The organism is Pelagibacterium luteolum (assembly GCF_900100665.1).
In the GTDB taxonomy this organism is placed as follows: Bacteria; Pseudomonadota; Alphaproteobacteria; order Rhizobiales; family Devosiaceae; genus Pelagibacterium; species Pelagibacterium luteolum.
This window is the reverse complement of record NZ_FNCS01000005.1, coordinates 122566-136001: the sequence shown is the minus strand read 5'-3', so window position 1 is coordinate 136001 and position 13436 is coordinate 122566. Positions and strand designations below refer to the sequence as shown.

Here is a 13436-nt window from a genome sequence, read left to right as displayed (position 1 = left end):
GGGGACGGACAATGAACAGGGGCAAATTCAGCGCAAGTCTGGCGGTTGCCGCGCTGCTGGTGACGACGGGTACGGCTGTGGCCCAGCCGCAGAACAAGCTGGTGTCGCGGCTCGACAAGGCGTTGATCCAGGCGATCTGGTGCAGTGCGCTGCTGTTTGAGGAATCCTTCGTCTACGAGGCCGAGACCGACGACGCGATCCGCTACGAGAATTTGTCGTTCGATCTCGGTGCAGATATCGATGCCATGCTTCTCGAGGATGGGATGCGCCAGGCAGAGGTCGACGAAATCTGGAGCGTATTCGACGGGGAGGCGATGGATCTGGCGCTGATGGATAGCGCGAGTTTTGCCGCGCAGCTGGCCGTTTGCGAAACCAATTACGACAGTTTGCTTTAGAGCCCCGTTCACCACGCCAACATCTCGACACGCTGACGAATGTGCAATGGCGCCGCCATGCGTTAAGCGCATAGCCATCCATCTGTGGCTTGACCCCGGAAAGTGAATGTCGCGCGCTTGTGGCGCAGCAATATTGCCCTATCTTAGTGAGCGAAGAGTCGTTCTGGTTAGCGAATCCCTAAGAGACTGGGCGCACACTGGACGACAGGACCACCCGCGTTGCCGCGGACGCCTCCCCGTCACGGCAACCACGAAAGGATAGTTTATGTCCGAAACACCGACCGCCGCCGTCGAATTCGACCGCGAAAAGGTTTATCCCGTCCTGCCCCTGCGCGACATCGTGGTGTTTCCCTCCATGATCGTGCCGCTGTTTGTCGGCCGCGAAAAGTCCGTGCGCGCGCTTGAAGAAGTGATGCGCGAAGACAAGCACATCCTGGTCGTCACCCAAAAGAACGCCCAGGAAGACGATCCTGCGCCTGATGGGATCTACGAGATCGGCACCATTGCTTCCGTCCTGCAGCTCCTGAAGCTGCCAGACGGGACGGTGAAGGTTCTGGTCGAGGGCCTGCATCGCGCGAAAATCGATAAATACGTCCAGACCGAGCATTATTTCGAGGCTCAGGCCGAGGCTCTGCCCACCGAAGGGCATGACGCCGTCGAGGCTGAAGCGCTTGCGCGTTCGGCGATGACCGAGTTCGAAAACTACGTCAAACTCAACAAGAAGATTTCGTCCGAAGTGGTGGCTGCCGTTACCCAGATCGACGACCATTCCAAGCTCGCCGATACCATCGCCAGCCATCTGGCGGTCAAGATCGCCGACAAGCAGGACATCCTCTCGACCCCATCGGTCACCGAGCGCCTGGAACGCGTGCTCGGCCTGATGGAAGGCGAGATCGGGGTGTTGCAGGTTGAAAAGCGCATCCGCAGCCGCGTCAAGCGGCAGATGGAAAAGACCCAGCGCGAGTACTACCTCAACGAGCAGATGAAGGCGATCCAGCGCGAATTGGGCGATGGCGAAGACGGCACTAACGAGCTCCAGGAGCTCGAAGAGCGCGTCGCCAAGACCAAGCTGTCCAAGGAAGCCCGGACCAAGGCCGATGCTGAGCTGAAAAAGCTCAAGCAGATGAGCCCGATGTCGGCTGAAGCCACGGTCGTGCGCAATTATCTCGACTGGATGCTGAACCTGCCCTGGGGCAAGAAGTCCAAGGTCAAGCGCGATCTGTCCTTTGCCGAGAACGTGCTCGAGAGCGATCACTATGGCCTCGAGAAGGTCAAGGAACGCATCGTCGAGTATCTTGCCGTGCAGAGCCGCACCGGTAAGCTCAAGGGCCCTATCCTGTGCCTTGTCGGCCCTCCGGGCGTCGGCAAGACCTCGCTGGCTCGCTCGATCGCCAAGGCCACGGGACGCGAGTATGTGCGTATGTCGCTCGGCGGCGTTCGGGACGAAGCGGAAATCCGCGGCCACCGGCGCACCTATATCGGGTCCATGCCCGGCAAGGTGATCCAGTCGCTCAAAAAGGCAGGCAAAGCAAACCCGCTGTTCCTGCTCGACGAGATCGACAAGATGGGCCAGGACTTCCGGGGCGATCCGTCCTCCGCACTGCTCGAAGTGCTCGACCCTGAGCAGAACTCGACCTTCAACGATCATTACCTCGAGGTCGATTTCGACCTGTCGGACGTGATGTTCGTGACGACGGCGAATACGCTCAACATTCCCGGTCCGTTGCTCGACCGCATGGAGATCATTCGCCTGTCCGGTTACACGGATGAGGAAAAGTGGGAGATTTCCCGCCGCCACCTCATTCCCGAGACCCTCAAGGAGCACGGTCTGCGCGCCGAAGAGTTCGAGCTGCCTGATGAAACGCTGATGCTTTTGACGCGGCGCTACACCCGTGAAGCAGGCGTGCGTAATCTCAAGCGCGAAATCGCCAATCTGATGCGCAAGGCGGTCAAGGAAATCCTCCTGACCGACAAGAAGAAGATCGTCGTTACACCGCAAGTGGTCGAAGATTATCTCGGCGCACCGCGGTATCGGTATGGCGAAGCCGACAGCGAGCCTCAGGTCGGCGTCGTGACCGGTCTTGCCTGGACATCGGTTGGCGGCGAGCTTCTGACCATCGAAGGCATCATGAGCCCCGGCAAGGGCAAGATGACCGTGACGGGTAATCTCAAGGACGTGATGAAGGAGTCGATTTCGGCTGCTGCGACCTACGTTCGTGCCCGCGCCGTCGAATACGGCATCAAGCCGCCGCTGTTCGACAAGCGCGACATCCACGTGCACGTGCCGGAAGGCGCGACGCCCAAGGATGGTCCGTCTGCGGGTATCGGCATGGCCACGGCGATTGTCTCGGTGATGACCGGCATTCCGGTCCGCAACGATGTCGCCATGACCGGCGAGATCACGCTGCGGGGCAGGGTGCTTCCGATCGGCGGATTGAAGGAAAAGCTGCTTGCGGCGCTTCGCGGCGGGATCAAGACGGTCCTGATCCCCGAAGAGAACGTCATGGATCTCAAGGAGATCCCCGACAACGTCAAGCAGGGCCTCGAGATCATCCCGGTCAGCCGCATGGGCGAAGTGCTCGAACATGCGCTGGTGGAAAAGCTCGAGCCCATCGAATGGAACTTCGAGGAAGCCGACGCCAAGCCTGTGCCTGAAAAGGTGGATGGCGAGGAAACCGGCACCACCTTGCCGCACTGATAGGATTTACATCCAAACCTCTCGAACGGCGCCCCCTGGGGCGCCGTTTCTGCTTGCACGTCCTCTTTGCAAGTGCTGATTCGCAGCTGTGAAAACGACCCGAAACACCAGTGTTTCTGACCCATTTGGGGCCTCGAAATGTGCGCGCCATGTGGTCGGCTAGTTCATTTTGACCAATTGGGGCCGAAATATCCCCAGCTTGCGGTCGAAAACGCCGGAAAAGCTGGAGTTCTCCTTGCTTTTGCCCCGGAATCGTAATTGGGTGAACCCGCTTCCGCTCGTCCCTCGATGGACGGGCATATCATTGTGAGGAAACGCTATGAACAAGAACGATCTGAGCGCGGCTGTCGCCGAGAAGGCCGATCTCTCCAAGGCCCAGGCAGCAGCAGCGGTAGACGCTGTGTTCGATGCCATCACTGCAGCTCTCAAGGGCGGCGATGAAGTGCGCCTGGTGGGCTTCGGCACGTTTGCCGCCACGCAGCGCAAGGCCACCAAGGGCCGCAATCCGGCCACTGGCGCTGAAATCGACATTCCAGCTTCGACCCAGCCCAAATTCAAGGCTGGCAAGGGCCTCAAGGACGCGCTGAACTAAGCCAAATGGCTTTGGACTAGCGAGTTTGGCCCCGGAACCTATGGTCCGGGGTCTTTTTGTTTTGTGCAGAGTGGGCGGCCAGTGGCTGGCTTTCTCGTGCGCCTGGTAGCCGAAGTGCAGGTCCCATCAGCCCGCGCGCCGCGCCTGCTTCGACCGGCGCCATTTTTATGGTCGTCTCGTATTGACGGCGCCCGGGTTTCCGCCTAATCAGGCCACCTCATCGCAGCGCCCCACGGGCGCCGAGAGGGCGATTAGCTCAGTTGGTAGAGCGCCTCGTTTACACCGAGGATGTCGGCAGTTCGAGCCTGTCATCGCCCACCATTTTTCCTGTTAAACTCAGCGTTCTCTCCGATTGCAGGACGCATCAGGCTTTTGCGATATTGCAGGCACTGGCAAGTACCTCTGTTTTCGGCTGCAGGTCAAACTTGAAGGCGTTTAAAAAGTTAGCGCCTTTAACCCTGCCACATGATTGTTGAGTGCCACCACTTGCGGCCCTATAAACTTCATGCTTTCTTAACGGTATCAGTTGTCGCAGCACAGGGGGTGCATCATGCGTGTAAAACTGGTCTCTTTAATACTTTTACTGATGACGCTCCTGTTTGCCTCTGCAGCTAATGCGCAGAGCTATAATCGTCAGGTTCGGATCGTCAACAACACATCAACTACGCTTATGTATTTCTATGCGTCCAATGTCGATAGAACGACATGGGAAGAGGATATATTGGGCAGTAGCGTCGTGCCGTCGGGATCATCGGTCATGATCAATATCGACGATGGATCGGGATACTGTCGATACGACTTCCGCGCTGTCTTCTCGGATGGGTCGGAAATGATCCGTGCGGGCGTCAATGTGTGCGAAGTGGCAACTTACACATATTCCGACTGATCTGGAGGTGATGTCCGGGCAGGTCCGTGTGAGGCGCGATCACAGTTGGTCGCGTCTCGCTTCGACATATTCAGTCTTGGCCCGGCTTGCTGCCCCGCAGCGCCTTTACGGCGCCGCGGCGGGTCTTGCTGTCCATGCGGCGGCGTTTGGAGGCGAGTGTGGGGCGCGTGGGGCGGCGCTTGCGGGGGACGTGCGTGGCGGCCTTGATGAGGTCCGCAAGCCGCGACAGGGCATCCTCTCGATTGAGGGGCTGGGTGCGGTGACGGTCGGCGGTTATGACGATAGTGCCATCCTTGGTGGCGCGAGCGCCGGCAAGGGCGATAAGGCGCTGGCGCACGGGGTCGGGCAGGGAGGGGGAGTTCCGCGCGTCGAAGCGTAGTTGCACAGCACTGGCGACCTTATTGACGTTCTGGCCGCCCGGGCCGGAGCTGCGCACAAAGCTAAGCTCGATCTCCGTCAAGGGTATCGATAGCGTACCGGTTATCTCAAGAGAATCGACCACGCCGTCAATCCAGCTTGACGGCTGTGCCGTAGGCGAGGATTTCCGCCGCGCCCTGGGAGATGGCGGAGGTGGAAAAGCGCATGGCGATGATGGCGTCGGCACCGACCGTGCGCGCGTGAGCGACCATGCGGTCGTAAGCCTGCTCTCGCGCTTCGGCCATGAGCTTGGTGTATTCGGGAACTTCCCCGCCGACCAGATTGCGCAGCCCGGCAACGATGTCGGCACCCACATGGCGGGCCCGTATGGTGTTGCCGCGCACGATGCCGAGGGTGGCGCCGATCGTATGGCCGGGCAGGGTTTCGGCCGTGGTGACGATCATCCCGGCCGATGGGCTACTGGTCGACGTGCTTGTCATAATAGTCGTCTTCCTTGTTGTGGAGCCTTTGATGGATGACGGCCGCCAGAAGGCCTAGGAGGACCGCGATCGGGATGAGACCCAAAAGGCCAAAAGGCACGGCGACGATCAGCCCGGAGACCGCCGTCACGAGCCACAGAAGGGCAAAGACGACGACGAGAGCAAGGGCGAAGGTATCGAGGCGCATGGCGTTCCCCGTCAGTGTGTCGGGGCCATGATAGCAGCCAGGGGCACCATACGACAGGGGGAAGAGGCGGATCGATAGAGTTAATCAGATCAAGGACTTAGTGCGCTTGCCTGTGGGAAACTCCGCCTAAATGCGTGCCAATCGAAAAAACTTCGAAAAGCGCGGACGTTGTCGCTTGACTTGCCCCAAGCCGACCGCTAAACGAAGCCCACCTTGCCGGGGCGCACTGCTCCGGGGTCACAAGGGGGTGTAGCTCAGTTGGTTAGAGCGCCGGCCTGTCACGCCGGAGGTCGCGGGTTCGAGTCCCGTCACTCCCGCCACTTTCCTCTTCTGTAAAGACGTCCAAGCGCTTCCATGTGAAGCGGTTTTTTCGTTTGCGCTCTCTGCGGGTGCTGAGCGTTGGACGTCAATCAATCGCCTGAATCATCATGGCCATTGGCATCAATGTGGAAAGGATGCAGGCGGGCATGGTCGATATCAAAGCAGTTGCTATTTTGGGGTTCCTTTCGGCATTAGGTGCGCCGCAAACGGCGGAGGCCGAGGGCTGTAGCCGGGACGCCTATGACGGCAATGGCTTTATCGTCTGCACGATCGATCCCGCGACCGATGACCTCCGGCTGTTCCTGAACGACGCTGACGGAATGCCCTATCGGCGGTTTTCGGCTCTGGCGGAGGCTGAGGAGGCGCGGGGTAGGGAGTTGGTGTTCGCGTTCAACGCGGGCATGTATGGCGAGGACTTTTCACCTACTGGGCTATACGTAGAAGATGGTGAGCAGGCGCGGGCGATCAACACGATTGTGGTCGAGGGGCGCCCGGCTCAAATCCCGAATTTCTATAAGCGGCCCAATGGGGTTTTTTATCTCGATGACGACGGCGCGGGCGTGGTGACGACCGAGGATTATATTGCTATGGCGCCTGATGCGCTCTTCGCGACACAATCGGGACCGATGCTAGTGATCGATGGGGAATTTCATCCAGCGCTCATCGAAGGATCGAGCGACAGAACGCGGCGAAGTGGGGTCGGCGTTTGTGAGGATGGTCAGGTAAAGCTGGCAGCGACCGATGGCGGAATCAATTTCTTCAATTTCGCTACGCTATTCAGAGACCATCTCTTGTGCCCTGACGCGCTGTTCCTTGATGGCGGAAACGGGGTCGGGGTGTATCACCCGGAACTAGGACGTAACAACCGCTCGTGGCACGGTGGATACGGGCCTATGTTCGCGGTCGTCCGTGATCTCGGCGATTAGTCCCGATAATCTTCGTATTTGGACGTCGCGGGCTTGCCCCGGAATGTGACCGCGAAGAAATTCAGCGTGTAAGTCAGGCCCGTACGCACGACGCCCTGCTTTTGCAGGCGGCGCCCCGAGGTCAGCATACGCAGCTTGAAGGTCCATTTGACCCCCCCGACGCGGCTCAGGCGCACGGCGATGTCTGTGTCTTCGCCGTAAAAGGTGATCGAGGGGTTGTAGCCGCCGGCTTTGGCCCAGGCTTCGCGCTTGAAGACGAAATTGCCGCCTTGAACGACCGAGCCCACTTTGAGCACGTAGCGGTTGAGGCCGTAAACGCCTTTGGTGATGTAATAAAAGCCCTCGGTGATGGCACGGCTGTGCCAGGGCAGGTCGTGATAGATATAGGGGCCGCTGACGCAGACGAGGCCCTGCTCGCGCTGGAACTCGCCAAGCGCGATATCGAGCCAGCCTTCGGGCACGAGCGTATCGGCGTCGATATTGGCGACGAACTCGGCGGTCGAGTTATCGAATCCCGCCTTGCGCGCATAGCCTAGGCCCTTGCGCTCCTCGCGGACGACGGTCACGCCCTGAAAGGCGCTGGCGACCTCGCTGGTGCGATCGGTCGAGGCATTGTCGACCACGACGACTTCGGCACGCCCGCACAGGTGACTTCGGTCGATCTCCTCGAGAACCGACTTCAGACAATCACCCAAAAGGGCTTCTTCGTTGTGGGCTGGAATGACAAACGCGACGTCCATGGTCTCCTCGGCGTTCCGCACAGGCTTTGCCCGTCTATGCGGTGGCGGAGCAATAATCAACCAAATCCGCCAGATTGTAGCCAACCGTGTTTTAGGGCGTGGCAGAAACGACGCACGAAAAAGGGCGGCATCGCCGCCCTTGCAGAAGTCTCTAGCGCCAAATTGCGGTTATCCACAATAGGCGCGGACCAATGAGCCCGTGGCGCTGACTTCGAGATTCAGCCGGTCCTCACGGAAATCCTGAGTCACCATGTCGCCCGGGCCGATGACGCGGACGCTACCCTGCGAACGCACTTCCTCTCCGCCAACACGCACATCCTGCGCCGTGCTACCGGTCACAGGCTGGCCGGTGCGTGAGGACAGCCCGCTTGCGCCGCAATCGACCGGGGGCGGCATGGAATTGCTCGGCGGAGTTGGTGGCGTGCTGGAACAGGCGCCCAGCGCCAAGGTGCCGACGAGCGCGAAGCTGACAAGTGCGGATTTTTTGGAAATGAACATCAATAATGTCCCTCTCATTGCGGTTTGGTCCCCCCGAGTGAGATGAACGCCAAGGCGGCGGGATTGATCCGGAAAAATGAGGTCAGTCGCTGCGAGACGCGAAGAACTTGCGCATGCCGCCGACGAGCCAGCGACGGAAATGGCCATAGGAATCACCAGCGTCGCCACGTAAATCCTGATAAATGCCGGAAAGCATCAAGCCCATATCGCGCATGTTCTCGCGCCATTCGGGCTCTGGCCCGTCGAGAACAGGCTGAGGCGTGCGCGTTTTGAACCGGGCGAAGATCGAATTGTCTCGGTAGGCCACCATTCCAACCTCCATATAGTTACGCAATCGTTGCCTTTATAATCATGGCAATTGCATGGACAATGGTATTTCTCATGCTTTCGTTCCGGCTGGACCGATTGCGCCTGATCGTGGTGCCACAACGATCTGGTATAAGATAGCGCAGAATCGAGCGTTGCTCGGATGGGGAAGGAAAAACCATGAGCTTTGGGGCCAAGGCATCTCTGGCGATATCGACGGCACTGATTCTGGCGCTGTCGGGACCGGCGCTGGCACAGCGCACCGATGTGGTCGTTGGATTGGTGCTCGAGCCCCCGCATCTCGATCCGACATCCAATGCTGCGGCCGCGATCGACGAGGTGGTCTATGCCAATGTGTTTGAAGGTCTGACCCGTTTCGGTCCGAATGGAGATATCCTACCGGCACTGGCGGAAAGCTGGGACGTCGCGGAGGACGGGCTGACCTACAGGTTTATGCTGCATGACGGCGTGACGTTCCATGACGGTAGCGCGATGACAGCGGACGACGTTGTATTCTCGCTCGACCGGGCGCGGGCAGACGACTCGGTCAATGCGCAAAAGTTCCTGTTCGCCGATATTGCGGAGGTTACCGCCGAGGACGATACGACCGTCGTCGTGACGCTTGACCAGCCCAACGGCAATTTCCTGTTCAATATGGCGTGGGGTGACGCGGTGATCGTCGCGCCTGAAAGCGCCGAGACCAACACGACCGACCCGGTGGGGACCGGTCCATTTCGTTTCGCCGACTGGCGGCAGGGCGACAGCGTTACGATCGAGCGCAATCCCGATTATTGGGGCGAGCCGGTGCAGCTCGAGCGCGCGACGTTCAGGTTCATTGCCGACCCGACGGCGGCTTTTGCGGCGATGATGGCCGAGGACGTCGATACTTTTCCCGTATATCCGGCCCCGGAAACGCTTTCGATCCTCGATGCCGATCCGCGCTTCGAGGCGATCGTGGGGACAACCGAGGGCGAAACCATCCTTGCGATGAACAATCGGCGCGAACCACTCGATGATGTGCGTGTGCGCGAAGCGATTGTCCATGCGATCGACCGGCAGGAGATCATCGACGGGGCGATGTTTGGCTATGGGACCCCGATCGGCACGCATTTCGCGCCGCACCATCCGGCCTATGTCGATCTGCTGGATTTGTCGGCGCACGATCCGCAGCGGTCGCGTGAGCTGTTGGCCGAGGCAGGCGTCGAGGGTCTCACCTTGTCACTAGCGCTACCGCCACCGGTCTATGCCCGACGCGGCGGAGAGATCATCGCGGCGCAATTGCGCGCGGTCGGGATCGAGACCGAGATCGTCAATGTCGAGTGGGCGCAATGGCTCGAACAGGTTTTCGGCAATGGCGATTTCGACCTAACGGTGATCTCGCACACAGAACCGCTCGATATCGAAATTTATGGACGGGATGACTATTATTTCGGCTATGCGGCGCCGAGTTTCCTCGCGATCTGGGATGAACTCAACGAAACGCTCGATCCCGATGCGCGCAACGCATTGCTGGGCGATCTGCAGCGGGACATCGCCGAGAACTACGTGAACGTCTATCTCTTCCAGTTGGCCAAGGCGGGCGTTCAGAATGTCGATCTCGAAGGCATGTGGGTGAACGCGCCGACGCAGGCGACGGACCTGACCGGCGCCTATTGGGCGCGATAGGTAGCGGCGGGGCAGAGCGATGACGCGCTTCCTGCTGTGCAGGACGATATCGCTGCTGGCCTCGCTGCTGGTCGCCAGCCTCGTGATCTTTCTCGTGCTGGAAGTGCTGCCGGGCGATCCCGCCCGGTTCATGCTCGGGCTCAACACCTCGCCCGAGGCGCTGGCCGCGCTGCGCGAGCAGCTTGGGCTGACGGCGCCATTGCCGGCGCGATATCTCGGCTGGCTCGCCGGGATGGCCGTGGGTGACTTCGGGATCAGCTATACCTATCGCGTGCCGGTCGCCGATTTGATCGTCGAGCGGCTGTGGGTGTCGCTGCCGCTGGCGCTCTATGCGCTGACGCTCTCGACACTGATTGCCATTCCCGTGGGCGTGCTCGCGGCGGCCAATCGGAACGGGCTGATCGACTTCTCCGCGATGGGGCTGACCCAGATCGGTATCGCGCTACCCAATTTCTGGTTCGCGATGCTGCTTGTGCTGGCGTTCGCGGTCAATTTGCGATGGTTTTCATCTGGGGGATTTCCGGGTTGGCAGGACCCAGGGGCTGCGGTGAGGGCGCTGACGCTGCCGGCCATCGCGCTGGCGCTGCCGCAGGCCTCGATTTTGGCGCGGGTGATGCGGTCGAGTCTTATCGACACGCTTGATGAAGATTATGTCCGCACGGCGCGAGCCAAGGGGCTGACGCGGGGGCAGGCGCTGTGGCGGCATGCGCTGCGGAACGCGCTGATCCCGGTGGTCACGATTATGGGGCTGCAGTTCTCGTTCCTTTTGGCCGGCGCGATCATCATCGAGAACGTGTTTTACCTGCCGGGACTGGGACGGCTGGCGTTTCAGGCCATTTCGGCACGTGACCTGATCGTCGTGCGATCGGTTGTGATGATTTTGGTGTTCGCCGTGATCACCATCACCTTCCTTGTCGATATCGCCTACGCGTTGATCGATCCACGATTGCGCCGGAGGGCGCCATGAGAGTGGCACCGAGCCTGATCATCGGGGCTGTGCTCTCCCTGGCGTTCGTCGTGATGGCACTCGTCTCGCTCGTCTGGACGCCGTTCGACGTCACGGCGCTTGCGGTGGGTAACCGGCTCGTGCCGCCGGGGGACGCGCATTGGCTGGGGACAGACCATTTCGGCCGCGACATCTTTTCGATGATTCTCGTTGGGGCGCGGACATCGATCGCCGTCGCCCTGGTAGCGGTGGGAGTCGGCATGGTCATCGGCGTTCCACTGGGGCTGACGGCAGCTTCCAGGGCGGGATCATGGTTTGACGATTTGATCATGCGCGGCAATGACCTCGTGTTCGCCTTTCCGGCGCTAATCATCGCGATCCTGATCACTGCGATTTTCGGGCCGGGTGCGATCAACGCAATCATCGCCATCGGGATTTTCAATATCCCGGTGTTTGCCCGACTGACGCGTGGAGCGGCGCTGTCGCTCTGGACGCGCGATTTCATTCTGGCGGCAAGGCTGGCGGGCAAGGGCAGGGCGCGGATTTCTCTCGAACATATCCTGCCCAATGTGTCCAACACGCTGCTGGTGCAGGCGACGATCCAGTTCTCGCTGGCCATTCTCGCAGAAGCGGGGCTGGCCTATGTCGGGCTGGGCGCGCAACCGCCGGTGCCCAGCTGGGGGCGTATGCTGGCCGAGGCGCAGACGATGATCGCGCTGGCGCCGCATGTGGCGCTGGTTCCGGGCCTGGCGATTGTCTCGACCGTGCTTGGCCTGAACCTCTTCGGGGACGGGCTGCGGGACCTTTTTGATCCGAGACTGCAGCGGGGCCCTGCATGAGCCTTGTGACCGTCGAAGGGGTGACGCTATCGATTGGCGATACGCCGGTACTCAATGGCGTTTCGCTAGAGATCGCACCCGGCGAAGTGCTGGGGCTGGTCGGCGAATCAGGTTCCGGCAAGTCCATGACCGCGCTGTCGGTGCTCAAGCTGTTGCCCGTTGGCGCGCGAGTCGCGGGACAGATTGCATTTGACGGCCGGGACATAATAGCCGCGAGCGAACGCGAGATGGTCGCATTGCGGGGCGACGAGATTGGCATGATCTTTCAGGAGCCGATGACGGCGCTCAATCCGCTAATGACCATCGGCGATCAGGTGGCCGAGACTGCGAGGATCCACACCCGCGTCGGTCGCAGCGAGGCGCGGGCGCTGGCGAAAGCCATGCTCGAACGGGTCGGGCTGCCCCATGACAGGATCGCCCACACCCGCTATCCGCACGAATTGTCGGGCGGCCAGCGCCAGAGGGTTGGGATCGCCATGGCCGTTGTACTCCGACCCAAGCTCTTGATCGCCGACGAGCCGACAACGGCGCTCGATGTCACCACGCAGGCGCAGATTCTCGACCTGCTACGCGGGCTGGTCCGCGACGAGGGCATGGCGCTGATGCTGATCACCCACGATCTGGCGGTGGTGGCCGGGATGGCCGATTCGATCGCGGTGATGGATAAGGGCGTCGTGGTCGAGCGCGGCACTGTGCTCGAGGTGCTGCAGGCGCCTCGGAACGCCTATACGAAAAAGCTGATTGCCGCTTCGACGCATGTGCCGGTGCGGCAGCGTGGGAAACAAGGCGGCGCCCTGTTGGAAGTCGAGGGGCTGTGCAAGGATTACGCCTTGCCGCGAACGTCGCTTTTCGGGCCTCACGAGACGATGCGGGCCGTCGACCACGTGAGCTTTACGATCAAGGCGGGCGAGAGTGTCGGGCTGGTGGGCGAAAGCGGCAGCGGGAAATCAACGCTGGCGCGGGCGATACTGGGCCTGGAAACCGTGACGGCGGGTCATGTGTTGCTCAAAGGGCAAGCGGTGCACGCAGCGGGCCGCGCGGCGTTTGCAACACTGCGTGATATGCAGATGGTGTTTCAGGACCCCTATGGTTCGTTCGATCCGCGCCAGAAGGTGGGCAGGCTCGTGGCCGAGCCATTGCATCTGCTCGGCTCTGGGGCGCCAAAGGGCGCTGCCCTTGAGGGGCGAGTCGACAGCGCTCTCAAAGCCGTGGGCATCGAGCCGGGGATGGCGGACCGCTATATCCACGAATTTTCCGGTGGGCAACGGCAGCGGATCGCGATCGCGCGGGCGTTGATCATCGAGCCGGCCCTGATCGTTCTCGACGAAGCGGTATCGGCCATCGACGTTTCCGTACGCGCGCAAATCCTGGACCTCTTAGCCGATCTCGGCGATAGGCTCGGGCATGCCTACCTATTCATCTCGCACGATCTCGGAGTGGTGCGGGCCATTACCGACCGGGTGCTGGTTATGGCGGGCGGCAAGATCGTCGAGGCTGGGCCGACAGCGGATGTGCTGGAGAGGCCCGCGCATGCCTATACGAAAACTCTTGTGGCCGCGGCGCCTCGCCTTGCGGGCTAG

At 60.8% G+C, this 13436-nt stretch carries 15 protein-coding genes and 2 tRNA genes; 11 read left to right on the top strand and 6 right to left on the bottom strand.

Features of this window, described 5'->3' with window-relative positions; translation table 11 throughout:
• Positions 1-11 precede the first annotated feature (11 nt).
• The 5 genes from BLR31_RS10885 to BLR31_RS10865 all read left to right on the top strand — a co-directional run bounded on the left by BLR31_RS10885 (position 12) and on the right by BLR31_RS10865 (position 4571).
• Positions 12-395 (top strand): hypothetical protein, encoded by a 384-nt coding sequence (locus tag BLR31_RS10885; protein ID WP_090596032.1) that lies wholly within the window; start codon positions 12-14, stop codon positions 393-395.
• 265 nt (positions 396-660) lie between these two features.
• A complete protein-coding gene (gene lon / locus BLR31_RS10880) occupies positions 661-3093 on the top strand; it encodes an endopeptidase La (protein WP_090596029.1) in 2433 nt (810 codons plus the stop codon).
• Positions 3094-3412: 319 nt separating this feature from the next.
• A complete protein-coding gene (locus BLR31_RS10875; RefSeq protein WP_090596026.1) occupies positions 3413-3685 on the top strand; it encodes an HU family DNA-binding protein in 273 nt (90 codons plus the stop codon).
• Positions 3686-3930: 245 nt separating this feature from the next.
• Positions 3931-4006: transfer RNA gene (locus BLR31_RS10870), tRNA-Val, on the top strand.
• 229 nt (positions 4007-4235) lie between these two features.
• A complete protein-coding gene (locus BLR31_RS10865; protein WP_090596023.1) occupies positions 4236-4571 on the top strand; it encodes a hypothetical protein in 336 nt (111 codons plus the stop codon).
• 70 nt (positions 4572-4641) lie between these two features.
• Here the strand turns inward: BLR31_RS10865 and arfB are convergent, their stop codons facing one another.
• Genes arfB through BLR31_RS10850 form a run of 3 tightly spaced genes read right to left on the bottom strand, consistent with a single transcriptional unit; the run spans position 4642 to position 5615 of the window.
• Positions 4642-5073: an alternative ribosome rescue aminoacyl-tRNA hydrolase ArfB gene (gene arfB / locus BLR31_RS10860; protein ID WP_090596020.1), complete on the bottom strand. Its 432-nt coding sequence runs from the start codon at positions 5071-5073 to the stop codon at positions 4642-4644.
• Positions 5074-5077: 4 nt separating this feature from the next.
• Positions 5078-5428, bottom strand: a complete 351-nt coding sequence (locus tag BLR31_RS10855; RefSeq protein ID WP_210183911.1) for a YbjQ family protein — start codon at positions 5426-5428, stop codon at positions 5078-5080.
• Complete coding sequence (locus tag BLR31_RS10850) at positions 5406-5615, bottom strand: hypothetical protein (RefSeq protein ID WP_090596016.1); 210 nt, start codon at positions 5613-5615, stop codon at positions 5406-5408. The genes BLR31_RS10855 and BLR31_RS10850 overlap by 23 nt, the downstream gene beginning before the upstream one ends.
• 243 nt (positions 5616-5858) lie before the next feature.
• Here BLR31_RS10850 and BLR31_RS10845 point away from each other — a divergent pair.
• Positions 5859-5935 (top strand) — tRNA-Asp (locus tag BLR31_RS10845).
• Positions 5936-6082: 147 nt separating this feature from the next.
• Positions 6083-6862, top strand: a complete 780-nt coding sequence (locus tag BLR31_RS10840; RefSeq protein WP_090596229.1) for a phosphodiester glycosidase family protein — start codon at positions 6083-6085, stop codon at positions 6860-6862.
• On the opposite strand, the gene BLR31_RS10835 is transcribed toward BLR31_RS10840, so the two are convergent.
• The 3 genes from BLR31_RS10835 to BLR31_RS10825 form a co-directional block, all read right to left on the bottom strand.
• On the bottom strand, positions 6859-7602 hold the full coding sequence (locus BLR31_RS10835; RefSeq protein ID WP_090596226.1) for a glycosyltransferase family 2 protein: 744 nt from the start codon (positions 7600-7602) through the stop codon (positions 6859-6861). The two genes, BLR31_RS10840 and BLR31_RS10835, sit on opposite strands and share 4 nt — an antisense overlap.
• A 168-nt stretch (positions 7603-7770) precedes the next feature.
• Positions 7771-8100 carry an I78 family peptidase inhibitor gene (locus BLR31_RS10830; RefSeq protein ID WP_176762611.1) on the bottom strand — a complete coding sequence of 110 codons (330 nt, stop codon included), beginning with the start codon at positions 8098-8100 and terminating at the stop codon, positions 7771-7773.
• 82 nt (positions 8101-8182) lie between these two features.
• Entirely contained in the window at positions 8183-8410 is a 228-nt protein-coding gene (locus tag BLR31_RS10825) for a hypothetical protein (RefSeq protein ID WP_090596010.1), read from the bottom strand.
• Positions 8411-8586: 176 nt separating this feature from the next.
• Between BLR31_RS10825 and BLR31_RS10820 the strand changes: the two genes are divergently transcribed.
• The 4 genes from BLR31_RS10820 to BLR31_RS10805 are packed head-to-tail and all read left to right on the top strand — an operon-like array spanning position 8587 to position 13436.
• The gene (locus tag BLR31_RS10820) at positions 8587-10071 is read left to right on the top strand and encodes an ABC transporter substrate-binding protein (RefSeq protein ID WP_090596007.1); all 1485 of its coding nucleotides are present in this window, start codon (positions 8587-8589) and stop codon (positions 10069-10071) included.
• A 19-nt stretch (positions 10072-10090) separates the two neighbouring features.
• Positions 10091-11038, top strand: coding sequence for an ABC transporter permease (locus BLR31_RS10815; protein WP_090596004.1), 948 nt, complete (start codon positions 10091-10093; stop codon positions 11036-11038).
• Entirely contained in the window at positions 11035-11856 is an 822-nt protein-coding gene (locus BLR31_RS10810; protein ID WP_210183910.1) for an ABC transporter permease, read from the top strand. Before BLR31_RS10815 ends, BLR31_RS10810 begins: the two co-directional genes overlap by 4 nt.
• Positions 11853-13436, top strand: coding sequence for an ABC transporter ATP-binding protein (locus tag BLR31_RS10805; protein WP_090595997.1), 1584 nt, complete (start codon positions 11853-11855; stop codon positions 13434-13436). Before BLR31_RS10810 ends, BLR31_RS10805 begins: the two co-directional genes overlap by 4 nt.